Raw genomic sequence first — 23,146 nt, forward strand, 5'->3', positions numbered from 1 at the left:
ACGCACGACCGATCCGCCGCCCACCCCCGCGCCGCGAGACTCGTCGGCATGAACGACGTGCTCGCTGGACGGGCTTTGACCAAGAGATTCGGCCGGACGACGGCCCTGAACGGCGTGGACATCGCGATCCGGGCCGGCGAGGCCGTGGCCATCATGGGGCCGAGCGGCTCCGGCAAGTCGACGCTGCTCCACTGCCTGGCCGGCATCATGAAGCCCGACTCGGGGGAGGTGCACCTGCTCGGCTCGCGCATCGACGCCATGCGCGAGCGTCAGCGCAGCGCCCTGCGCCGCACCCGGTTCGGCTTCGTCTTCCAGTTCGGCCAGCTCCTGCCGGAGCTGCCCGCCGAGGAGAACGTGGCGCTGCCGCTCATGCTCGGCGGTGTCGCCAGGACCGAGGCCGTGCGGCGGGCACGTGAGTGGTTCGGGCCGCTCGGGCTCGGCGGCATGGAGGGCAGGCGGCCGGGCGAGCTGTCCGGCGGCCAGGCGCAGCGGGTCGCCATCGCGCGGGCGCTGGTGACCAAGCCCGCCGTGGTCTTCGCCGACGAGCCGACCGGCGCGCTCGACCAGACGACCGGCCACGACACGATGCGGCTGCTCGTGGAGGCGACCAAGCACAACGGCGCCTCCCTCATCGTGGTCACCCACGACCCGGGCGTGGCCGGGTGGTGCGACCGTACGGTGGAGGTCCGCGACGGACGGCTGCTGACCGCCGGGCTGGCGGCATGAACCTCGCCCTCACCTGGCGGCTGCTGAAAGGCGGTGGGCGCAAGGGCATGCTCGGCACCTCGCTCACGCTGGGGGCCGTCGCGGTGTCCACGGCGCTGCTGCTGTTCGCGGTCGCCGCCAACTTCGCCTTCGCCGCCCGTGCCGACCGCAGCGCGTGGCGCAACCCGGTCGCGGCGACGGCCCAGCAGGGTCCCCCCGCCGCCGAGGGCACGGCGGGCAGGGCCGTGGCGGTGGAGGCCAGGCGGCACGACCACGTACGCGGTGCGCAGATCACGGTCGTGGACCTGGCCGCACTCGGCACCGGGGCGCCCGCGCCGCCCGGGATGCCGCGCTTCCCCGCGCCCGGCGAGGCGTGGTTCTCGCCCGCCCTGCACGAGCTGGCCCGGCGGCTGCCCGCCGACCAACTCGCCAAGCGCTTCCCCGCGCCGGCCGGCGTGCTCGGCGACGAGGCGCTGATCCACCCGGACGAGCTGGTCGCCGTGGTGGGCCACCGGCCGGACGCGCCCGTGATGACCGCCGAGCGCGCGGACGACTGGATCGTCGGCTCCACCCCGGTCGAGATCGCCTCGTTCGTCGGGGAGCCCACCGAGGACTCGGAGGGTTACCAGGTGCTGGCGCTCATCGCCGGCGTGCTCATGGTCGTGCCGCTGCTGGTGTTCGGGGGCGCGGCGGCCCGGCTCACCGTGGCGCGCAGGGACCAGCGGCTGGCCGCGCTACGGCTGGTCGGCGCGACGCCGGGCCAGGTGGTCGGCATGACCGTGGCCGAGGCGATGATCGTCGCGTTCGCCGGGGCGCTGGCCGGCACGGGCGCGTACGCGCTGGCCGTGCCGCTCCTGACCCGCATCGAGATCGGGGGCGGCCCGTGGTTCGTCCCCGATCTGTGGCCGCACCCGCTGGTCCTGGCCGGGGTTCTGGTGGCGGTGCCGCTGCTGGTGGGCCTGTCGGCCGTGGCGGGGCTGCGCCGGGTCGTGGTCAGCCCGCTCGGGGTGGCCAAGCGGGAGACCCCGCCCGCCCTGCGCGCCGTCAGGGTCGTCGCGCTGCTCGCGGTGCTGGCCGTGGTTCCCACGCTCACCCAGGGGACCAGCGCGTCGATCATCGCGGTGGTGATCGGGCTGGCGTTCCTGTGCGTCAACCTGGTCGGCCCGTGGGTGGTGGGCCTCATCGGCCGGATCACCGCCGCCTCGGCGCGCTCGCCGGCCCGGCTGCTGGCCGGTCGGCGGCTGGTGGACGACCCACGCTCGGCCTGGCGCACGGTGAGCGGCGTCGCCCTGACGGGGTTCGTCGCCGGGTTCCTGGGCCTGCTCAGCCCCGGCGCGTTCACCAGCGACGCGTCCGCCGACCAGCTCCGGGTGCACGCGCCGGCGGGCCGGGCGGCCGCCGTGGCGGAGCAGGCGCGGCTGCGGCTGGAGCGGGCGGGCGTGCCGGCCACGGTCGAGCCGGTGAAGGACACGGTCGTCGCCGCCCTCGGCGCCGGGGCGGGGGAGCAGGTCGTGGACCGGGCGCGCACGGCGCTGGCCGGGATCGTGCCCGGCCGCACGCCGACGACGGGCGTCGACGAGGAGCGCTTCGGCACGCAGATCCTCGCCGACATCGGCACGGGCACCGTCGTGGTGCTCTCGGTGTCCTTCCTGGTGGCCATCGCCAGCGCGGGCATCACCGCCGCCTCGTCGGTCCTCGACCGGCGGCAGACCTACGGGCTGCTGCGGCTGGCGGGCACGCCGCTGGAGGTGCTCGACCGGGCCCGCCGGGCCGAGACGCTCGTCCCGCTGACCGTCATGGGCGGCGGCGCGATCGTCGTCGGCGCGTTCTGCGGCCTGCCCTTCATGGTCACCTCGGTGAACGTGTCGGGTCTGGTGACGCTGGGGGTGTGCGTCGTGGCGGGGTTCGCCGGCGTGGTCGGCGCGGGGGCGCTGAGCAGGCCGCTGCTGCGGTCGGTGACCGCCGATCCGGCGCCGCGGCCCGACTAGCGCCCGTCAGCCCAGCACCAGGTCGCGGACGACGGTCAGCGACTCCTCGTCGCGCGGGCCCATGACCAGGAGGGACGTGACGGGGGAGGCACGCCACAGCTCCAGGCGCTCCTTGATCCGGCCGGGCGGGCCGACGAGCGAGATGCCGTCGGCCAGCTCGTCCGGGATCGCGTGGAACGCCTCGTCCCGGCGGCCCTCCAGGTAGAGCGCCTGGATGCGCTCGGCGGCCTCGGCGTAGCCCATCCGGCCGATGATGTCGGCGTGGAAGTTGCGCTGCCGTGCCCCCATGCCGCCGATGTAGAGGGTGAGCATCATCTTGACGCCGTTCAGCGCGGCCTTGACGTCGTCGGAGATGACGACCATGACCATGGCGGCGATGTCGAAGTCCGGTGCCCGGCCCGCGAGCGCGTCGCCGTACATCTCCTGGATCTTGCCGGGGAAGGCGAACAGCGGCAGCCAGCCCTGGCCGATCTCGGCGGCCAGGGCGACGTTCTTCGGGCCCTCCGCGCCGAGGTAGACGGGGATGTCCGGGCGCAGCGGGTGGGTGATCAGCTTCAGCGGCTTGCCCAGGCCGCCGGGCAGGGGGAGCGGGTAGTGCGGGCCGTCGCTGGTCACCGGCTCCTCGCGGCGCCACACCTTGCGCATGATCTCGACGTACTCGCGCGTCCTGGCCAGCGGCCTGGCGAACGGCCGGCCGTACCAGCCCTCGACGACCTGCGGGCCGGAGGCGCCCACGCCGAGCAGCAGCCGCCCGCCCGTGAGGTGGTCGAGCGTCATCGCGGTCATCGCGGTGGCGGCGGGGGTGCGGGCCGAGAGCTGGACGACCGATGTGCCAAGCTTGATGCGTGAGGTCCGCGCGCCGTACCACGCGAGCGGCGTGAAGGCGTCGCTGCCGTAGGCCTCCGCGGTCCACACCGAGTCGTAGCCGAGCCGTTCGGCGGTCAGCACCGTCTCGGTCGCGTCGTCGGCGTGCCGCTGCCAGTAGCCGAGATTCAAACCGAGCTTCATCGACACCTCCGGAATGTAGTTCTATTACCGCCGGGACGGACCGGGGTGTCAATGCAAGATCCTCCGGGGAGATGAAAACCCGTGGTCAAAGGTCTGTGCCGAATCCTCTGCGTGGCGCTGCTGCTCTTGACGGCGGCCGAGCCCACGGTCGCGACCGGGGTGTCACGCTCGTCCAAGCCCAACATCATCATGGTGCTGGCCGACGATCTCGACAGCGGACACCTGGCCCGCTTCCCCAACATCACCCGGCACCTGGTGCGGCAGGGCGCCACGTTCGACCACTTCTTCGTGACGAACTCCTGGTGCTGCCCCTCCCGCGCGTCGATCTTGCGCTCGCAGTACGTGCACAGCCACCGGGTGCTCACCAACACCGCGCCCGAGGGGGGTTTCGACCGGTTCTTCGCCACAGGTCTGGAACGTTCCACCTTGGGGTTGTGGATGCAGCAGGCCGGATACCGCACCGGGCTGATGGGCAAGTACCTCAACCACTACCCCGGCGCGAGCGCCGCCCCCGAGTACGTGCCGCCCGGCTGGAACGACTGGGCCGTGCCCGTGCGCCGGCTCTACCACGAGTACGGCTACCGGCTGAACGAGAACGGCGACCTGGTCGACTACGGCTGGGCCGAGGAGGACTATCTCTCCGACGTGCTGGCCCGCAAGGCCGCCGACTTCATCACCACCAGCACCGAGCCGTTCTTCCTCTACCTCGCGCCGGTCGGCCCGCACAATCCGGCCAACCCCGCGATCCGGCACATGGACGAGTTCGTCCTGGACGAGGCGCCCCGGCCGCCGTCGTTCAACCAGCCCGACGTCAGCGGAGAGCCCGCCTGGCTGCGCGAGACGCCCCCGCTGACCGACGGCCAGATCGCCCGGATAGACGAGCGATACCGCAGCCGGATGCGCTCCATGCTGGGAGTGGACGACCTGGTCGGCACCGTGGTCGACACCCTCGCCCGGAGCGGCAAGCTCGACGACACCTACGTCGTCTTCACCTCCGACAACGGTTTCCACCTCGGCACCCACCGGCTCAAGCAGGGCAAGACCACTCCGTTCGAGGAGTCCATCAAGGTGCCGTTCGTGGTGCGCGGGCCGGGCGTGCGGCCGGGCTCGGTCGTCGGCGACCTGGCCTCGACGGTGGACATCGCGCCCACGTTCACCGAGCTGGGCGGGGGGCAGGCGGCGCCGTTCGCCGAGGGCCGGTCGCTGGTGCCGCTGCTGCGCGGGCAGCGGCCGGCGCAGTGGCGGCGCAACGTGCTCGTCGAGTTCGCCAGGCCCGCCGACCAGGCGTCCGCCGCGCAGACTCCGGTGCCGCCCTACCACGCGCTGCGCACCGCGACCCACACCTACGTCAAGTACTCCACGGGCGAGATGCAGCTCTACGACCTGACGAACGACCCCTACCAGCTGCACAACCTGATCCGCATCGCCGACCCGGCGCTGCTGCGCGACCTCGACGCGCGGCTGCGGGCCATGGTCGCCTGCTCGGGCGCCACCTGCCGCGACGCCGACGCGGGCGGCGGCTGAGCTCAGTCGCCGATGCCGGCGGCGGCTGACCTCAGTCCGGCAGGCCGGGCAGCAGCGCGGGGTAGGCGCGGCCCAGGTGGGCCGTCACCGCGCGGACCGCGTCGTCGGGGTCTCCGTCGCGCACGGCACGCAGGATGCGCCGGTGGTCCTCCTGCAGTCCGGCGGTGTTGCCCAGTCGCACGACCGCCTCCACGGCGTACCTGCCGAGCGAGTCGCGCAGCGAGCGCATGAACGCGGCGAGCAGCCGGTTGCCCGACGCCTCGGCGAGCGCGCAGTGGAAGGCGGTGTCGTGCTCCACGAACTCCTCGGGCGAGCGCGCCCGGTCCATGCCTTCGACGGCCGCGGCCAGCCCGGAGGTGTCGGGCCGGTTCGTGGCCGCCCGCGCCGCCGCCCAGCGCTCGATCATCAGCCGGGTGTCGATCACCTCGCGCGGCTCCAGCGCGGCCAGGCCGAGGTGCAGCCGCAGCAGGTCCGTCAGCGCGCTGTCGGGCCGGGAGACCAGCACCGCGCCGGCGTCCGGGCCGCGTCCCACCTGCGACGACACCACGCCGAGCGTCTCCAGCACCCGCATGGCCTCGCGCACCGACGAGCGGCTCACGCCGAGTTGTTCGGCGAGTTGCCGTTCGTGGGGCAGCCGGTCGCCGGCTGTCAGCCCGTCCGCGCCGATGCGATGCTCGATCTGGGCCAGGACGTCCTCGAACGTCCGTGTCTTCTTGACGGGCTGCCAGCCGGTCAACAGGGCCCCCTCTGGTGGTTTGCTATGGTCTGACCATACTGTGGTCCGACCATACGCCAGAACCTCTCGGAAGGAGAGTCGTGCGAGTCGCCCTGTTCATCACCTGCGTGAACGACACGCTCTTCCCCGGCACGGGCAAGGCCGTCGTGTCGCTCCTGCGCAGGCTGGGCTGCGACGTCGACTTCCCGGCCGCCCAGACGTGCTGCGGGCAGATGCACGTCAACACGGGCTACCGCGACGAGGGTGTCCGGCTCGCGCGCCACTTCACCGAGGTGTTCGCCGGGTACGACGCCGTCGTGGCCCCGTCGGGGTCGTGCGCCGCGATGGTGCGTGAGCAGTACCCCAAGCTGGTCCGGCCGGGGAGCAGGGGCGCCGTGGCCGTCGCGGAGGTGGCGCCGCGGGTCCACGAGCTGTCGGAGTTCCTGGTGGACGTGCTCAAGGTGGACGACGTCGGCGCATATTTCCCGCACCGGGTGACATATCACCCCACGTGCCATTCGCTGCGCGGGCTGCACCTCGGCGACCGGCCCACCCGCCTGCTGGAGAAGGTCCGCGGCCTCGAACTCGTCCCCCTGCCGGCGGCGCAGGAGTGCTGCGGCTTCGGCGGCACGTTCGCCGTCAAGAACCCCGCCGTCTCCGCCGCCATGGGCGCCGACAAGGTCCGCAACGTCCTCGACACCGGCGCCGAGGTGCTCTGCGCGGCCGACAACTCCTGCCTCATGCACATCGGCGGCACGCTCTCCCGGCAGCGGACCGGCGTCCGGGTGATGCACCTGGCCGAGATCCTCGCCGCCACCGACCAGGAGACCCCGTCATGAGCTCCACCTTCCTCGGCATGCCCGGTGACTTCCCCGCGAACGCCGCCCGGGCCGTCCAGGACTCCCAGCTCCGCTACAACCTGCGCAAGGCCACCCACACCATCCGCGGCAAGCGCGCCGCGGTCGTGGACGAGCTGCCCGACTGGCGGGAGCTGCGCGCCGCCGGCAAGGCGATCAAGGACGAGACGCTCCGCCACCTCGACCGCTACCTCCTCCAGATGGAGGAGGCCGTCACCCGGGCGGGCGGCCACGTCCACTGGGCCAGGGACGCGGCCGAGGCCAACCGCATCGTCGCCGACCTGGTCAAGGCCACCGGCGAGACCGAGGTCGTCAAGGTCAAGTCGATGGCCACCCAGGAGATCGGCCTCAACGAGGCGCTGGCCGCCGAAGGCATCACCGCCTACGAGACCGACCTCGCCGAGCTGATCGTCCAGCTCGGCGACGACTTCCCCAGCCACATCCTGGTGCCCGCCATCCACCGCAACCGGGCCGAGATCCGCGAGATCTTCCTCGACAAGATGGGCGACGCGCCGCCCGGCCTCACCGACGAGCCCGCCGCCCTGGCCGAGGCCGCCCGGCTGCACCTGCGCGAACGGTTCCTGCGCAGCAAGGTCGCCGTCTCCGGCGCCAACTTCATGATCGCCGAAACGGGCACCCTGGTCGTGCTGGAATCCGAGGGCAACGGCCGCATGTGCCTCACGCTGCCCGAGACCCTGATCAGCGTCGTCGGCATCGAGAAGCTGCTGCCCACCTGGCGCGACCTGGAGGTGTTCCTGCAACTGCTGCCCAGGAGCTCCACCGGCGAGCGGATGAACCCCTACACGAGCACGTGGACCGGCTCCGCCGAGGGCCAGGAATTCCACCTCGTGCTGCTCGACAACGGCCGCACCGACGTCCTCGCCGACGAGGTGGGCCGCCAGGCGCTGCGCTGCATCCGCTGCTCCGCCTGCCTGAACGTCTGCCCCGTCTACGAACGGGCCGGCGGCCACGCCTACGGCTCCGTCTATCCCGGCCCGATCGGCGCCATCCTCACCCCGCAACTGCGCGGCATGTCCTCGAAACTCGACGCCTCCCTGCCGTACGCCTCCAGCCTGTGCGGCGCCTGCTACGACGTGTGTCCGGTCGCCATCGACATCCCCGAGGTGCTGGTGGACCTGCGCGCCAAGGCGCCGCACGGGGCCGCCGAACGCGCCGGCATGCGGGTGGCCGGCTGGATACTCGACGACCAGGCCCGCCTGGCCAGGGTGCAGCGCGCGGCCGTCCGCCTGCGCCGGCTGGCGCCCAAACGGCTGCCCGGCCCCCTGTCGGCGTGGACCGACACCCGGGACCTGCCCGAGATCCCGGAGGAATCCTTCAGAGACTGGTGGGAGCAAGAAGGGTGAGCACGAGACACGGCGCCGCCCGCGAGGAGATCCTCGACCGGATCAGGCGCGCCGTCCAGGGCGCCCCCGAGGTGGAGGTCCCGCGCGGCTACCGCACCACGACGGACGTGCCCGACCTGGTGGAACTGTTCGCCGAACGGGTGCGCGACTACCGCGCCATCGTGCACGTGCTGCCCGCCGCCGGCGTGCCCGCCAAGGTGGCCGAGCTGGTGGCGGGCCGCCGCATGATCGTCCCCGACGGGCTGCCCGCCGAGTGGGCCGACCCCGCCCCGGACGTGGACCCGCGCTCGGCCGACGGCGTGCTCACCGGGTGCGCCGTCGCGATCGCCGAGACCGGCACGATCGTCCTCGACACCGGCCCCGGCCAGGGCACCAGGGAGCAGACCCTCGTACCCGACTACCACCTGTGCGTGGTGCGGGCCGGCCAGGTCGTCGGAGGGGTGCCCGAGGCGGTCGCCAGGCTCGACCCGGCCCGCCCCCTCACCTGGATCAGCGGCCCCTCAGCGACGAGCGACATCGAGCTCAACAGGGTGGAGGGCGTCCACGGCCCCCGCACCCTGGAGGTGATCATCAGTACCTGATGACGGCCGCCACGTCCGGCACCTGGTCGGTGAACCACAGCTCCGCGTCCGTCATCGCCGCGGCCCTGGCCAGCGCCGAGTCGGCCCGGTCCTGGACCGGGTCCTCCACGCCCCACCGGCGCAGCTCCTCGGCGTCGGTCGCGAGCTGGGTGCCGCCCTCGCCCACCCACACCGGTTCCGGCAGCTCACCCGGTGAGAGCACGGCGTGCACCCGGCCCTCGCGCAGCGCGTGGAACACCGGCCCCCGCCCGACGGGGCCGGACGCCTCGCGGTGCCGGTCGAGCAGTTCGGCACGCCGGCCGTCCAGCCACTCGTCGAGCGCCCGCTCCACGTCCCGCTCGAACCGGCCGTGATCCGAGCGGCTGCCGTGCTCCACCATCTTCACCCGGTCCGACGCCTTCGTGCCGAGGTGGTCGCAGAGCATCGAACGTGACCTCGGCTCGCCCGCCACGATGACCAGCTCGGCGCCGAGCCGCCGCACCTGCTCGTCGACCTCCTCGGCGACGCGCGCGGCGTTCCTGTCCCAGGTCTCCTCCACGGCGTTCTCGTAGCGGCGCTGCGACCAGCCGCCCTGCGCGGTCTTCTGCAGCGGCCACGACTCGGCCCGCACGGTGGCCGTGCGCGGCGAGCCGCCGCCGAACGCGGTCAGCTCCGCCCCCGCGTGGTCCACGATGACCCGCAGATGCGGCACGTTCTCGCCACGCCGCATCAGCATGGGCGTCACGTGCGGCAGCGGCGCCCACACGGCCAGCTCGGCCGCCGGCGGCTCGGCGAACTCCTCCACCAGCACCACGTCGCCGTGCGTGGCGAAGACAGCCTGACCCGCCGCCGGCCGCGCGGCCCGCTCCCGCAGGGCCTCGACCGTCGCCGGATCCGCGTCCCCCAGCCGGTCCCGGACGGCGCGCCAGCGGGACTCCCGGTCAGCCTCGGTGAACGCGCCGAGGTAGGCCGACGCGTACGGCCCCCGGCGCTCGTACAGCGGCCTGATGAAGTCGAGCCGCACGAGTCACCACCTCCGCCTCTCCTTGCCCAGCCCCAGCGCCTGCGCCACCGCCGCCACGTTCACGAAGCGCTCGTCGGGCAGCGACCGGAGCAGGTCCGCGACGGCGTCGGGCGTGCCGGAACGGTCCACATGGCGCAGCAGGTCCGCCCTGGTCGCCGGGAAGTCGGCGTCGCTCAGCCACTTGGCCAGCTCGCTGCGGCGGTCCACGCCCTCCTGCGTGATGCCCTCCGGCGTGCCGGGCTCGTGTCCGGGGGCGTAGGCGCGGGTGGTGTCCTCCTCGCCGGGGAGAGGCATCGGCTCCGGCTCCTTCCACTCCTCCGCATGGGTCGGGCCGCCGCCCCGGACCATCCCCTCCGTCTCGTGCTTCTGCTGCTCGTCGACCCGGCGGGTGTGCTTGGCGCTTCCTCGCTCCATGGTTTCCACTCCTCTCCCTCGCGCCCCTACCCCCGCTTTTCCCGGCAAACATCGCCGCTGTGTACGCTGCCGACGTGTTCGATCCTGATGTGACGGTCATCACCGGAAGGCTCCTGCTGCGGCCTTTCCGCCCGGATGACGAGGCGCGGGTCAGGTCCATCGTCGAGTCGGGCACGGCGTTCCTGCCGCCCGGAGCGCCCGCCCATCCGGCCGGGGTGCCCCACTGGCTGTCCACCGGCGTGCACGAGCTGCAGAGCTCCGGCCAGGGCGTCCACCTCGCGATGACCGACGCCGACGGCCTCATCGTCGGCGCCGTCAGTCTCTTCAAGACCTCCTGGGGCGCCGGCACCACCGAGGTCGGCTACGGCGTGCACCCCCTGCACCGGGGCCGCGGCTACGCCACCGAGGCCGTGCGCGGGCTGGTCGACTGGGTCTTCGCCGCGACCGACCTGCGCCGGATCGACCTGACCGCCAGTCTCGACAACCTCGCCTCGCTCCGCGTCGCGCAGAAGGCCGGCTTCACCTGGGAAGGCGTGCTGCGCGAGGCCACCCTGGACGACGACGGCCCACACGACCTGGTCGTCCTCGGCCTGCTGCGCGGCGACGACCGCACCCCCGCCGACACCCTGCCCCGCGTCGAGCTGCGCAGCGACCGGCTGCTGCTGCGCCCGCTCAGCGAGCGGGACGTGCCCGACCTGGCCGCCACCGCCGCCGACCCCGTCACGCAGGCCCACACCGGCGTGCCGCGCGGCTACAGCGAGGACCACGCCCGCGCCTTCGTCACCGCCACCGAGCGGATGCGCGTCCAAGGACAGGGCATCGCGTGGGCCGGCGTGGCGCCGGCCGACGGCCGCTTCCTGGTCAACGTGGACCTGCGCGACATCGACTGGGCCAACCGCGCGGCAGAGGTCGGCTACATGACCGCGCCGTGGGCGCGCGGCCGCGGCTACGCGGGCGAGGCGGTGCTCGCCGTAGCCCGATGGCTGTTCGGCACGCTGGTGTTCCGGCGGCTGGTGCTGCGGGCCGCCGTCTCCAACCCCGCCTCGCAGCGGGTCGCCGAGAAGGCCGGCTTCACCCGCGAGGGCGTCGCGCGCCACGCCCTGCGCGGGGAGGACCTCGTCGTCTACAGCCTCCTCCCGGGCGACCTGCTGTAGCTCCGGCGCGTCTGGTGAATCGCCGCCGGAACGGTCACCCTTGGTGGTGAAGGCGGTGAGGCGTCATGATCACGGTGGTCGGCTGGGACGGATCAGAGCTGTCGGCCGGGGCGGTCGACCGGCTGCGCGAGGCGGCGCTCGTCATCGGGCCCGACGCCGTCGTCGGCCGGCTCAGACTCACCGCCGCGACCGCCACCGACGAGAGGCTGCTCGCCACCCTCGACCACCACGCCGAACACGGCGAAGGCCCCGTTGTCGTGGTCGCCGAGGGCGACCCCGGCTTCTTCGGCGCGGTGCGCGAGCTGCGCGCGCACGGCCTCCACCCCGAGGTGCTGCCCGCCGCCTCGCTCGTCACCCGCGCCTTCGCCTGTGCCGGGCTCAACTGGGAGGACGCCCTCGTCGTCGCCCCCTCCGGTCCCCACCAGCTCCGCCGGGTCGTCAACGCCTGCCGCGCGCACCCCAAAGTGGCGCTCCTCGTCACCCCCGGCGTCGGCCCGGCCGAGATCGCCCGCGAGCTGGCCCCCACCACCCCGCGCGCCCTCATCGTCTGCGAGGACCTCGGCGGCCCCGACCAGCGCGTCACCCACAGCCGGATGGGCGAGGCCACCACCCGCCCATGGAAGGACCCCGACGTGGTGCTCGTCGTCGACCCGCTGCACAAGGGCGCGCCGCCCGGCTGGGTCGCGGGCGCCCAGCCCGGCCCGGCCGAGTGGGCGCTGCCGGCCGCCGGGCGCATCCCGCCCGAGGTCAGGGCGTACGTCCTGGCCAAGCTGGGGCCCCGGCTCGGCGACCTGGTGTGGGACGTCGGCTCCGGCACCGGCGAGATCGCCGTCGAATGCGCCCGGCTCGGCGCCGCCGTCGTCGCCGTCGAACGCGACGAACCCTCCTGCGCCCGCATCCGCGCGGCCGTGCTCGACCACGGCGTCAAGGTGGCGCTCACCCGCGGTCAGGCCCCGCCCGCCCTCGAACCCCTGCCCGACCCCGACGCCGTCTACGTGGGCGGCGGCGGCCCGGACGTGATCGTGGCCTGCGCCGCCCGCGGCCCCCGCTCGCTGGTGTGCGTGGTCAAGACCCTCGAACGGGTGCCCGCCGTGCTCGACCGGCTGCGCGAGCACGGCTACCGCGCCGAAGGCACCCAGATCCTCGCCTCCCGGCTGACCGTGCGGCCCGACGGCTCGCACGGGCTGGCCGCGTCCGACCCCCTCTTCGTGGTGCACGCGGTGCCGGCGCACCCAGCGTGACCTGTCCCTCACCGCCGCGCATCGGATATCCTCGCGTGTCTTTGTCTACCACCGGAGAAAGTCTCGATGAAGCCGCCGCTCCTGCTGATCGGGCAGGGCTCGAACGATGACGCCGACTCGGCGGAGTTCGGCAGGTTCGTCCACCGGCTCCGCTGCCGGCTCGACCAGAAGGCCGCCGACGTGTCCGGTGGCTACCTCGAACGGGCGACGCCGCGGTTGAGCGACTCCGTCGCGTCCCTGGTGGCCCGCGGGCACCACCGCCTCGTCGCGCTCCCCCTGAGCCTGAGCCGCGTGGGAGAGGAGTACCCCGCCGCCATGGAGCGCGAGCAGGTGCGCCACCCCACGCTGATGTACGACTACGGCCGGCCCCTCGGGCCCGACCCGCGCGTGCTCGCGCTGCTGGCCGAGCGGCTCAACGACGCCGCCACCGAGATGCCCCGGCTGCGCCCCCTGGAGATGGTCGGCGGCCGGCCCCGGCTGCGCGCCGTCGAGGCGGGCGTCGCCGACCTGCTGCCCGGCCACGTCGAGCCGGGAGAGACCGCCGTCGTGCTCGTCGGGGAGGGCTCCACCGACCCGGCGGCCAACGCCGAGATCCACCGCGTTTCCCGGCTGTTCTGGGAGACGCACGCCTACGACTTCATGACGGTCGAGACGGCCTTCGTGTCCGTCACCCCGCCCGGCGTGCCCGGAGGGCTCGAACGCTGCCGGCGGCTCGGCGCCAAGCGCGTCATCGTGGTGCCGTACCTGCTGTTCGCGGGGGGCGTGCTCGAACGGGTGTGGGCGCAGGCCCTGGCGTACGGCGCCGGGCACCCCGAGCTCGACATCCGCTGCGCCGAGGTGATCGGCGACTGCGAGACCCTCGCCGACGTCGTGATCGACCGTTATGAGGAAGCGCTCCAACTGGTCCCCTGAGCCGGGCGCGGCCTGGCATGCTCCCTCGTGGGCCGCCCCGGCCCATGCCCGGCCTGCCGGGATGTGTCCCTGAAGTCCGGTCGTCCGTCCACGTGGGTGCCCGTCGCTGTTCGGGTCCGTGCCGGCGGTCCGTGCTCGGGCTCGCGCCGCCGGTCCGAGTTCGGGCCATCGGTCCGTGTCCATCGGTCCGTGCTTTTCGTCCGTGATACGTCTGTGGAGGTATGCCATGCTCGCCGAGACTCTCGCCGAGATCCGCCCCGCCGACCCGCGCGCCCTCGCGGACGCCCGAGCGCACCAGGACCGCCTCACCAAGCCGCGCGGCTCGCTCGGCGCCCTGGAGGACGTCGCCGTACGCCTCGCGGGCGCCGCGGGCGTCAGCCCTCCGCCCATGCCGGCCCCGGCCGCGCTGGCCATCTTCGCGGCCGACCACGGCGTGCACACCCAGGGCGTCAGCCCGTGGCCCCAGGAGGTCACGGTCCAGATGGTCGCCAACTTCCTGGCGGGCGGGGCCGTGGCCAACGCCTTCGCGGCCCAGTCCGGCACGTCGGTGACCGTCGTGGACGTCGGCGTCGCCGCCGACCTGCCCGACGCCCCCTCCCTGCTCAAGCACAAGATCGCGTACGGCACGGCCGACCTGTCGGTGGGACCCGCCATGAGCGTCGACCAGGCCGTCCAGGCGCTGGAGGCCGGCATCTCGGTGGCCCGCGACCTGGTGAAGGGCGGCGCCCGGTGCCTGATCACCGGTGACATGGGCATCGCCAACACCACCGCCTCGGCCGCCCTCGTGGCCGCCTTCACCGGCCACGACCCGGCCGAGGTGACCGGCCGCGGCACCGGGATCGACGACGAGACCCACGCGCGCAAGGTCGCCGTCGTCCGCCGGGCGATCGAGGTCAACGACGCGGCCACCGTCGGCTCCCGGCCCAGTGACGCGCTGCGGGTCCTGGCCGCCGTCGGCGGCTTCGAGCACGCGGCCATCGCCGGCCTCATCCTGGGCGGCGCGGCCTGCCGGGTGCCGGTCATCCTCGACGGCGTCATCGCCGGCGCCGCGGCCCTCGTCGCCACCGCCCTCGACCCAGCCGCCGTGGACCACTGCATCGCCGGGCACCGCTCCGCCGAGCCGGGGCACGCCGTCGCGCTCGCCGCCCTGGGCCTGCGGCCACTCGTCGAACTGGAGCTCCGGCTCGGCGAGGGCACCGGCGGTCTCCTCGCCCACCCTCTCGTCTGCGCCGCCGTACGGGTGATGCACGACGTCGCCACGTTCGACTCGGCGGGCGTCTCGGAGAAGCAGGACTGACCGGCGAACCGCCGCCCCGGCGGCCATGGCCCCGGGGCGGCCGTCAGGCCGTCGCCGCCGACGCGCGCACTCCGGTCGCGTCGCGGGGCCCGGCTCCGTCCGAGTACTCCGCTCCGCCACAGCGCCCGGCTTCCCGGTGCCGGGCGGGGCCGGGGGCGCGGCTCGACCCGGTGGGCCGGTTACCCTTGGAGGGCTGTCAGTGCTGGCCAGACGCCCGAAGGACGACGGAGGCGGGCCCGCCGGGATCCCTCCAGCCCTTGCCGCCGGGTGTCGGCCTGCGCGAAGCGAGCGCCCCATGAAGACCCGATAGGTTTACCTCCTGACAAGACCCAACCTTCGCGAACGGGAGATTCCCACCATGGGCCCCTACCTCCTTGGCCTGCGGCTTTCCGGTCGCCGGGTTCTCGTCGTGGGAGGCGGCCGCGTCGCTCAACGGCGGGTGCCCGCTCTGCTCGAGGCGGGTGCGGTGGTCACCCTGGTGTCGCCGAGCGTCACCCCCGCCCTCGACGATCTGATCGCCGCCGGCCGGGTCACCTGGCACTCCAGGCCGTACGAGGTGGGTGACTGCGACGGCGCCTGGCTCGTCCAGGCCTGCACCGACGAGCGTTCCGTCAACACCGCCGTCGCCGCCGAGGCCGAGGCCAAGCACATCTGGTGCGTACGCGCCGACGACAAGGACTCCTCCGCCGCGTGGACCCCCGCCTCCGGCAAGGTGGACGAGATCACGGTCGCGGTCACCGCCGGAGGCGACCCGCGTCGGGCGGCCGGCATCAGGGACGCCGTGGTGGGCGCGCTGCGCGACGGCACCGTCGACGCCCGGCGCAGCCGCACGAAGCCGGTCGGCGTGGCCCTCGTCGGCGGCGGCCCCGGCGACCCGGGCCTGATCACCGTCCGCGGCCGGCAGCTCCTCGCGCAGGCCGACGTGGTCGTCGCCGACCGGCTCGCGCCGCGTGCCCTCCTCGACGAGCTCGCCCCGGACGTCGAGCTCATCGATGCCGCCAAGGTCCCGTACGGCAGGTCGCTGGCCCAGGAGGCCATCAACGACGTGCTCATCGACCGGGCCAGGCAGGGCAAGTTCGTGGTCCGGCTCAAGGGCGGCGACCCGTTCGTGTTCGGCCGTGGCGGTGAAGAGATGATCGCATGCGCCCGGGCCGGCATCCCCGTCCTGGTCGTGCCCGGCATCACCAGCGCCGTGGCGGTGCCGGCAGCGGCGGGCGTCCCCGTCACGCACCGGGGCGTGAGCCAGGAGTTCCACGTGGTGTCGGTCCACGTGGCGCCCGACGATCCGCAGTCAACTGTCGACTGGCCGGCCATGGCCCGTTCCGAGGGCACCCTGGTGCTCCTCATGGGCGTCGAGCGGCTGTCCAAGGTCACCGAAGCGTTGCTGAGAGACGGACGTTCGCCGGAGACTCCCGTAATGGTCGTCCAGGACGGTACCCTTCCGACGCAGCGGGCGGTCGTCGCTCCGCTTTCCACCGTCGCCGACCGCGTGTCCGCGGCTGGGATACGGCCGCCGGCGATCATCATCGTCGGCGACGTCGTCAGGGTGGGCCAGGAGGTCGAGATGGTTCGAGCGGAGCGCTTGCCGTGAACACGGCCATGGACGACGAACGTCCGGAGTCGGCGGGGGAGCAGACCCTCAACTTTCGCGCGATCAGCGAAGACGCCCCCGCCGAGCCCTCTCGCCCCGCATTCGACGCCTTCGCGCCGAAGATCGCGCCCTCCCGCGCGGGCGAGGCCGCACGGCAGCCCGAACCCGCCGCCGAGCCCGTACCGGCCCGGAAACCCGAGCCTCCGCGGCAGGACGACCCCACACCGAACGACGAGCCTTCGCGGCAAGAAGAGCCCGCCCGAGAGGACACCGCCCAGGACGATGTGTCCGACCTGGACGAGCCCGTAACCCGGCAGGACGCCTTGGACCCGGACGAGCCCATCCTGGGCGACGCCGACTCTGGCCGGTCGGGTGACGACGCCGGCCCCGACGAACCTGCGCCCGGCGACGACCCCGCACCGGAAACGGCTGCCTCGGAAGAGCTTCCGCCGGAGGACGACCGTCCCGCCGACGAGCCCGCCCGGGACGATGCCGGCACGCCGGGCGACGTCCTTGCGGCGGACGACCCGTCTGCGGCTCCTGATCCCGCGAAAGGCCAGGCCGACCCGACCGACCAGGTTGACCCTGCCGACCAGGTTGACCGGATCGACCAGACCGACCCTGCCGACCAGGACGAGCCGGAGGAGCAGGCCGAGCCGGAGGAGCAGGCCGAGCCGGAGGATCAGGCCGACGTGTCCGGGGACCGCGCCGGACCATCCTCCCAGCCGGACGCGCCTGCCGAGCCGCAGCGGCGACGGGGAGGCGAAGGACTGCCCCCCGAGACCGTCGCCGCGCTCACAGCCGCCCTCGACACCCTCCATGACAGTGTGTCGGACGTGAGGTTCGGCCTCGACCTGCCGGGCGCCGAGGAGGCGCGGCAGGCACAGGCCGACCTGCTGGCCCAGCTGCGGGACTACGTGCTGCCGAGAGTGCGCACCAGCACCGCGCCCGCGCTCATCGTCGTCGCCGGCTCGACCGGCGCGGGCAAGTCCACGCTGGTCAACTCGCTGGCCGAGAAGAACGTCTCGCGCACCGGGGTGCGGCGGCCCACCACGGGTGTCCCGGTTCTGACCTGTCACCCCGAGGACCGCGCGTGGTTCGCCGAGGGGGACCTGCTGCCCGGGCTCCGCCGCATCGACACGCCGCAGCCGGACGCCGGGCTCGACAGCCTCATCGTCGTCCCGACCGAGAAGCTCCCTCAGGGCGTCGCGCTGCTCGACACTCCTGACATCGACTCGGTCGTCGAGGAGCACCACGAGATCGCCCAGCGCATGCTGGACGCGGCCGACCTGTGGGTGTTCGTCACCACGGCGGCCCGCTACGCCGACGCTCCCGCCTGGAACCTGCTCAGGCTGGCCAAGGAGCGCGGCGCCCGCCTCGCCATCGTGCTGTCCCGGGTGCAGCCGAGGGCGCGCGACGTGGTGCTCAAGCATTTCGTCCGGATGCTGACCGAGTACGGTCTGGGGGAGATCGACCGGTTCGTCATCAACGAGGCCAAGGTCGTCGACGGCCGTCTGCCCGACAAGGAGGTCACCGACCTGCGACTGTGGCTCGCCGAGCTGTCGGTGGACGAGGAACGCCGTGAGCAGGCCGTACGCGAGACGCTGAACGGTGTGCTCAACAGCTTCCGCACGCGCGTGCCCGCGCTGGCCAAGCACATGGAGGTCCAGGTCACCTTCCGCGGGGAGTTGCGCGCCGACGTGGAGGCCGCCTACCGCAACGCGCTCTCCGAGATCGACAAGGCGTTCCGCGGCGGCACGCTCATCCACGGTGAGGTGCTGGCCCGCTGGCAGGACTTCGCCGGGTCTGGTGACCTCCTCCGCACCCTCCACCTGCGCAAACGCGGCAGGTCGGCCGGTCAGGCGCCCGAGCGGATCAGGGCGTTCCGGACGGCGCTGCGGGCCGGTCTCGAGTCGGTGATCGTCGCGGGAGCCAATCGCGCCGCCGAGGAGGTGGCCGCCCGCTGGCGGCACCGCTCGCCGCTCGGCGCCAAGCTCGCGGAGGGTCTCGACCGCCCGTCCGACGACCTCGTACGCCACGCGAGCCGGGCCATCGCCGCCTGGCAGGAGCACGTCACCGAGATGGTGCGCAGCGACGGCGTGGCGAAGAGGTCGGTGTCGAAGTTGCTGTCGTTCGACGCCGACTCGCTTTCCTTGATCTTCATGGTGGCGATGTTCAGCGGCCCCGTCGAGGGGCTCCAGCACCGGCTCGTCACCGCGTTGCTCGGCGCGGAGTCGCTGCGGGGCATCGGCGCCAAGGCGCTCAGCGACCTGAGAGCCAGGATCGGCATGCTGTTCGACGAGGAATCCATGCGTTACGCGCACGTGCTCGACTCTGCGGGCGTTCCCGACGAGTCCATCGCCACGCGCCTGTACCAGGCCACGTACAACCTTGAGGTGGCTCGATGACCACCGTCGCGGCGAGGCCGAGCCTCGCGACACGGCTCACCGCCCTCACCAAGATCGTGGAGTTGGGGCCGGGACGGCTCGAACCCAAGCTGCTCGCCGAGGCGAGCACGCTCCTCACCCGCGCCGGTGAGCGGCTCAAGCTGTCGTCCGAACACACCGTGGTCGCCCTGGCAGGTGGCACGGGCAGCGGCAAGTCGTCGCTGTTCAACGCCCTGTCCGGGCTGGAGCTGTCACCCACGGGCGTGCGCAGGCCCACCACGGCCCGCACCCATGCCTGCGTGTGGGGGCTGGAGGGCGCGACGCCGCTGCTCGACTGGCTGCAGATCCAGTGGCGGCACCGGTTCTCCCGGTCCAGCGCCCTCGACAAGGGCGAGACCCAGCTGAACGGGCTGATCCTGCTCGACCTGCCCGACCACGACTCGATCCGGGCGCTCACCGACAACGAGGCCGACCGGCTCATCGGGGTGGCCGACCTGGTCGTGTGGGTGCTGGATCCGCAGAAGTACGCCGATGCCTCCACTCACCGTCGCTACGTCACGGAGCTGGCGGGGCACGACGCGGTGACGGTGTTCGCCCTCAACCAGGCCGACCGGCTGAGCGCCGAGGAACTGGCCGAACTGGTCATCGACCTCAACGACCTGCTCCGGCGCGAAGGCGTCGAACACCCCAGCGTGGTGCCGACCTCGGCGGCCACCGGGCGGGGCGTCGACAGCCTGAAGAGCGTGATCGCGGCTGCGGTCTCCCGGCGCAGGGCCGCCATCCAGAAGCTGGAAGCCGACCTGCACCGGCTGGAGCAGCGCATCGCCGAGACGATGCCCGTGGGTGAGGCGCTGTCGGCCCCCTCGACGGTCGACGACGCCCGCAGGCTGGGGCTCACCGACGCGCTGTGCGACGCGGTGGGCGTCCCCGCCGTGGGCGAGGCGATGGAGAACGTGTACGCCGAACGGTCGATGAGCTGGGTCGGCTGGCCGTACCCGCGGTGGATCGCCAGGCTGCGGCCGAACCCGCTGAAGGCTCTGCGCCTGCAGGACGTCGCCGACGGGATCCGCGGCATCGCCTCGGGCGCCGTGAGCGCCCAGTCCGCCGAGGTGGTCAACGCGGTGCAGGCGCTCGCCGACGGCCTGTCGTCCGACATGCATCCGGTCTGGCGGTCCTCCCTCAACCACGCCGCCCGGTCGCAGGCGGCCAAGCTGCCGAAGGCGCTCACCGACGACCTCTCCGAGGTCGCCCCCCGGCTCGACCGGGTGCCGGGGTGGTGGCGGCTGCTCAAGGTGTGGCAGTACGCGCTGGTGGCTGGGCTCGTGCTGGGCGTGGCGTGGCTGGTGACGGGGCTGCTGTTCGCCGGGCAGGCGCCGCTCGGCGTCCGGCTGCTCGGTGACACGGCGGCGCTGCCGTGGGTGGGCCTGATGATGGCCGCCGTGCTCGGCCTGGGCGCGTTGTCGGGGATCGCCGCACGCAACTTCGTCGAACTGGGCGCCTCGAAGGAACGCGAACGCCTCGAACGCGAGATGCGTCGCCGGGTGTCCGCCATCGCGGAGACGTCGGTGGTGGAGCCGGTCGAACGCGAGCTGGGCCGCCACCATGCCTTCTACACGGCCATGAGAGCCCTGGCGAGCTGACGCGGGACCCCGGCCGGGACCGGCTCTGTCCACAACCGGCCTCCCTCTCGTGCCCCTGTCCACAGAACGCCGTTCGCCCCGTACGCGCTCGCGGCGTCTGCGGCACCGTGGTCCCAGGTCGCGGGCGCCCCGCCCGCCGCATGGGAGGCAACGGATGAACGACATCTACATCACGCTCACCGGCAACGTCGCAGCAGAGCCCCGTCAATACACGTTCGAGGACGGCGCGAGGGTGACGTCACTGCGGGTGCTGACCGCTCACCGCTACTTCGACCGGAAGACCGGGCAGTGGACCGACGGCGAGAAGGTGTGCTTCGCGGTGCGCTGCTGGCGGGCCCTCGGCGACAACGTGGCGCAGTCGATCAGGGTGGGCCATCCCGTGGTGGTGTCGGGCAAGCTGCGCATCCGCGAGTTCGGCCCGGAGGGCGACCGGCGCTTCATGCCCGAGGTGGAGGCCAGCGCGGTCGGTCATGACCTGCGCTGGGGCACGGGTGTCTTCGCCAAGCCCGACCGGGGCGGCACGGGGGCGACGGTCAGCCGGGAGATGCGCGACCGGCTCGACGCCGACACCGAGGACTGGGCCATGGGCGCCAAACCGCCCGGCGCGCCCCAGCCCGCTTCCGAGCACCTGGAGCTCCCCGCCTCGACCCCGACCAGCGAGCCGGCCGGCCGGCCGGACACCGCCATCGCCCGGGACGCGACGCCGGCCCCAGCCGTGACCGCACCGCCTGGGGCGACCACGACTCCCGCTCCCAAGCCGCCGGCCGGCACCCGGCAGGGCACCGTCAGGGCGCGGAAGGGCGCCTCCGTCGGCAGCGCTGCCGTGCGCATTCTCGGAGCAGACGACAACGAGAGTGAGTCGGAGGACGCCGAATGGCCGACGGACGAACGCGCAGCCGCCTGACCGCGTCCCAAGGCGGCTGACCGCACGGCGGCTGACCGCGTCCCAAGGCGGCTGACCGCGCAAGGCCGCTGACAGGCGAACCGGAACTGGACTCCTCGGCAAGCGCGTTCGGCCCGGCGGCCACGCCGCGCCCATCGGGCGGGGGCCGACCCCTGAGCCGATCATCCCCAGGATGCATCGTGACCGCGCAGCACGGTGCCGTGGCCGAGACGGCGAGGCGCAGGAGACGGCGCCGGGCATCGAGCCTCTTGCCGGGGTGTCCAGGTCGCCGGCCAGGTGGGTGACGCGGGTCGCGTCTCCCGTGGCTCAATCCACGTCCACGTTGTCGAGGAAGCGCAGGAGGTGAGAGAGCACCCGGACGCACGCGGTGATGTCGGCTTCGGTCAGGCCGCCGCCGGCCTGGCGCAGTACCGCGCGCTCGCGGTCGAGCACGGCGGTGATGGCGGCCCTGCCCTCCTCGGTGAGCCGGATGAGTGAGGACCGTTTGTGCGCCGGGTTGGGAACAGACTCGACCAGATGTCGTGCCGCCGCGTCGTTGATCATGCGCTGCACGAACTGGCGGCTCAACGCCTGCGCCCTGCCCATCTGCGGGACGGTCATGGGCCCGTGCTCGCGCAGCATGGTGAGCACGGCCCGCACTCCGACCGACAGACCCTCGATGGGCGCGTCCTGCTCCACCTTGCGGTGGGCGCGCCGGTACAGCGGCCCCACCAGGTCGAACACCTCGATGAGCCGGTCGGACGGTTCTGCGGATCTCTGACTCCGGGTTGGTCCACTCACCTCTCCATGATGACACCTGAGTTGTCATATCGCGGCCAAGATGACACCCTGGTTGTCATGAATGATGTGTTCTGGCTCGACACCGGCACTGGCCGGCCCATCGTCCTGCTGCACGGCGGCTTCGTGGACCACGGCATGTGGCAGGCGCAGATTCCGGAGCTCGCCGAGCGGCACCGCGTCATCGCGCCCGACGCCCGCGGCCACGGCCGATCCGCCAACTCCACCGAGCCGTACCGGCTCACCGACGACCTCGCCGCGTTGCTGCGCCATCTGCGCACCGGTCCGGCCGTCCTCGTCGGCGTCTCCATGGGCGCGAGCGTCGCGGTCGAGACCGCGCTTGAGCACCCCGAACTGGTCGGCGCCGTAGTCATCACCGGCGCCGGCACCGGCGAGCCGTACTTCACCGATCCCTGGACCGTCGAGCACATGACCACCTGGCACTCGGCCATGGCGTCCGGCGACCTGGAGGCGTCGGTCGAGGGGTTCATGGCGTTCGTGGCCGGCCCGCACCGCACCCTCGACGACTGCGATCCCGAGGTCGTGAGTCGCCTGCGCCGGATGGCCAGGGAGACCATGGCCAAGCACACCGCCGACGAACCCAACCTGCTCGTCCCCGTAGCCGACGCCTGGGGGCGGCTCGCCAAGATCGATGTCCCGGTGCTGGCCGTCAACGGCGCCCTCGACTCGCCCGACCACATCGACATGGCGGAACGCGTCGCCTCGACCGTGGCCAACGGCCGCACGATCACCATCGACCGTGCGGCCCACTACCCGAACATGGAGCGTCCGGACGCCTACAACGAGATCCTCACGGACTTCCTGCGTGCCCTGTGACCACCCCGCCGACAGTGACCTGCCGCGGCCGGCGACCGTGACCGACCCTGCCGCCGGCCGGGTGGGCGTTCAGCGCGGAGACCCCGACGCGACGGCCGCTGGACCGCCGTTTCGGTGTGGACCCGGAGGGGCGGGTCGTACTCTCTCGGCCGCTGGGGCTTTGGTGTGGTGACGTGCGGTCGTGCCGCCGGGTTGGTGATCTTCCGGATGGGCTGGTCCTGTGCGTGGCTGCTCGGGTCTTGGTGTG

The 23,146-nt window shown here is 73.2% G+C and carries 20 protein-coding genes; 15 read left to right on the top strand and 5 right to left on the bottom strand.

Translation table 11 applies throughout. From position 1 onward, the window contains the following. The first annotated feature begins 48 nt into the window (after positions 1-48). Both ACGF0J_RS34030 and ACGF0J_RS34035 read left to right on the top strand, forming a co-directional pair. Positions 49-726, top strand: coding sequence for an ABC transporter ATP-binding protein (locus ACGF0J_RS34030; protein ID WP_393152632.1), 678 nt, complete (start codon positions 49-51; stop codon positions 724-726). Then, complete coding sequence (locus ACGF0J_RS34035; RefSeq protein ID WP_393152634.1) at positions 723-2,693, top strand: FtsX-like permease family protein; 1,971 nt, start codon at positions 723-725, stop codon at positions 2,691-2,693. Before ACGF0J_RS34030 ends, ACGF0J_RS34035 begins: the two co-directional genes overlap by 4 nt. Before the next feature lie 6 nt (positions 2,694-2,699). Here the strand turns inward: ACGF0J_RS34035 and ACGF0J_RS34040 are convergent, their stop codons facing one another. Further along, positions 2,700-3,701, bottom strand: coding sequence for an LLM class F420-dependent oxidoreductase (locus ACGF0J_RS34040; RefSeq protein WP_393152636.1), 1,002 nt, complete (start codon positions 3,699-3,701; stop codon positions 2,700-2,702). A gap of 111 nt (positions 3,702-3,812) precedes the next feature. On the opposite strand from ACGF0J_RS34040, the gene ACGF0J_RS34045 reads away from it, so the two are divergent. Next, positions 3,813-5,225: a sulfatase gene (locus ACGF0J_RS34045; RefSeq protein ID WP_393152638.1), complete on the top strand. Its 1,413-nt coding sequence runs from the start codon at positions 3,813-3,815 to the stop codon at positions 5,223-5,225. Between the two features lie 31 nt (positions 5,226-5,256). Here the strand turns inward: ACGF0J_RS34045 and ACGF0J_RS34050 are convergent, their stop codons facing one another. Continuing rightward, positions 5,257-5,961 (bottom strand): FadR/GntR family transcriptional regulator, encoded by a 705-nt coding sequence (locus ACGF0J_RS34050; RefSeq protein WP_393152640.1) that lies wholly within the window; start codon positions 5,959-5,961, stop codon positions 5,257-5,259. Between the two features lie 80 nt (positions 5,962-6,041). Here ACGF0J_RS34050 and ACGF0J_RS34055 point away from each other — a divergent pair, with 80 nt between their 5' ends. The 3 genes from ACGF0J_RS34055 to ACGF0J_RS34065 are packed head-to-tail and all read left to right on the top strand — an operon-like array spanning position 6,042 to position 8,742. Then, positions 6,042-6,779, top strand: a complete 738-nt coding sequence (locus tag ACGF0J_RS34055; protein WP_393152642.1) for a (Fe-S)-binding protein — start codon at positions 6,042-6,044, stop codon at positions 6,777-6,779. Next, on the top strand, positions 6,776-8,161 hold the full coding sequence (locus ACGF0J_RS34060; protein ID WP_393152644.1) for a lactate utilization protein B: 1,386 nt from the start codon (positions 6,776-6,778) through the stop codon (positions 8,159-8,161). The genes ACGF0J_RS34055 and ACGF0J_RS34060 overlap by 4 nt, the downstream gene beginning before the upstream one ends. Beyond that, positions 8,158-8,742, top strand: coding sequence for a lactate utilization protein C (locus ACGF0J_RS34065; protein ID WP_393152646.1), 585 nt, complete (start codon positions 8,158-8,160; stop codon positions 8,740-8,742). Before ACGF0J_RS34060 ends, ACGF0J_RS34065 begins: the two co-directional genes overlap by 4 nt. Here the strand turns inward: ACGF0J_RS34065 and ACGF0J_RS34070 are convergent. Further along, positions 8,732-9,745, bottom strand: coding sequence for a Vms1/Ankzf1 family peptidyl-tRNA hydrolase (locus ACGF0J_RS34070; protein ID WP_393152648.1), 1,014 nt, complete (start codon positions 9,743-9,745; stop codon positions 8,732-8,734). The genes ACGF0J_RS34065 and ACGF0J_RS34070 overlap by 11 nt on opposite strands. 3 nt (positions 9,746-9,748) lie before the next feature. Next, on the bottom strand, positions 9,749-10,159 hold the full coding sequence (locus ACGF0J_RS34075; protein WP_393152650.1) for a DUF2795 domain-containing protein: 411 nt from the start codon (positions 10,157-10,159) through the stop codon (positions 9,749-9,751). A 74-nt stretch (positions 10,160-10,233) separates the two neighbouring features. Here ACGF0J_RS34075 and ACGF0J_RS34080 point away from each other — a divergent pair, with 74 nt between their 5' ends. From ACGF0J_RS34080 to ACGF0J_RS34115, 8 genes are all read left to right on the top strand, one after another. Continuing rightward, on the top strand, positions 10,234-11,313 hold the full coding sequence (locus ACGF0J_RS34080) for a GNAT family N-acetyltransferase (protein ID WP_393152652.1): 1,080 nt from the start codon (positions 10,234-10,236) through the stop codon (positions 11,311-11,313). A gap of 65 nt (positions 11,314-11,378) precedes the next feature. Then, complete coding sequence (locus ACGF0J_RS34085; protein ID WP_393152654.1) at positions 11,379-12,554, top strand: precorrin-6Y C5,15-methyltransferase (decarboxylating) subunit CbiT; 1,176 nt, start codon at positions 11,379-11,381, stop codon at positions 12,552-12,554. Between the two features lie 66 nt (positions 12,555-12,620). Next, a complete protein-coding gene (locus ACGF0J_RS34090) occupies positions 12,621-13,466 on the top strand; it encodes a sirohydrochlorin chelatase (RefSeq protein ID WP_393152656.1) in 846 nt (281 codons plus the stop codon). Between the two features lie 226 nt (positions 13,467-13,692). Beyond that, positions 13,693-14,763 carry a nicotinate-nucleotide--dimethylbenzimidazole phosphoribosyltransferase gene (cobT, locus tag ACGF0J_RS34095; RefSeq protein WP_393152658.1) on the top strand — a complete coding sequence of 357 codons (1,071 nt, stop codon included), beginning with the start codon at positions 13,693-13,695 and terminating at the stop codon, positions 14,761-14,763. Between the two features lie 358 nt (positions 14,764-15,121). Next, complete coding sequence (gene cobA / locus ACGF0J_RS34100; RefSeq protein ID WP_393152660.1) at positions 15,122-16,354, top strand: uroporphyrinogen-III C-methyltransferase; 1,233 nt, start codon at positions 15,122-15,124, stop codon at positions 16,352-16,354. Then, positions 16,351-18,762: an AAA family ATPase gene (locus tag ACGF0J_RS34105; RefSeq protein WP_393152662.1), complete on the top strand. Its 2,412-nt coding sequence runs from the start codon at positions 16,351-16,353 to the stop codon at positions 18,760-18,762. Before cobA ends, ACGF0J_RS34105 begins: the two co-directional genes overlap by 4 nt. Then, positions 18,759-20,381: a GTP-binding protein gene (locus ACGF0J_RS34110; protein ID WP_393152664.1), complete on the top strand. Its 1,623-nt coding sequence runs from the start codon at positions 18,759-18,761 to the stop codon at positions 20,379-20,381. Before ACGF0J_RS34105 ends, ACGF0J_RS34110 begins: the two co-directional genes overlap by 4 nt. A 49-nt stretch (positions 20,382-20,430) precedes the next feature. After that, positions 20,431-21,285: a DUF5995 family protein gene (locus tag ACGF0J_RS34115; RefSeq protein ID WP_393152666.1), complete on the top strand. Its 855-nt coding sequence runs from the start codon at positions 20,431-20,433 to the stop codon at positions 21,283-21,285. 306 nt (positions 21,286-21,591) lie between these two features. Here ACGF0J_RS34115 and ACGF0J_RS34120 read toward each other — a convergent pair whose 3' ends face one another. Continuing rightward, positions 21,592-22,065 (bottom strand): MarR family winged helix-turn-helix transcriptional regulator, encoded by a 474-nt coding sequence (locus ACGF0J_RS34120; RefSeq protein ID WP_393152668.1) that lies wholly within the window; start codon positions 22,063-22,065, stop codon positions 21,592-21,594. Between the two features lie 57 nt (positions 22,066-22,122). Between ACGF0J_RS34120 and ACGF0J_RS34125 the strand changes: the two genes are divergently transcribed. Continuing rightward, positions 22,123-22,899, top strand: a complete 777-nt coding sequence (locus tag ACGF0J_RS34125) for an alpha/beta fold hydrolase (RefSeq protein ID WP_393152670.1) — start codon at positions 22,123-22,125, stop codon at positions 22,897-22,899. Positions 22,900-23,146: the final 247 nt, after the last annotated feature.

Source organism: Nonomuraea sp. NPDC047897 (assembly GCF_043204415.1).
GTDB lineage: Bacteria > Actinomycetota > Actinomycetes > Streptosporangiales > Streptosporangiaceae > Nonomuraea.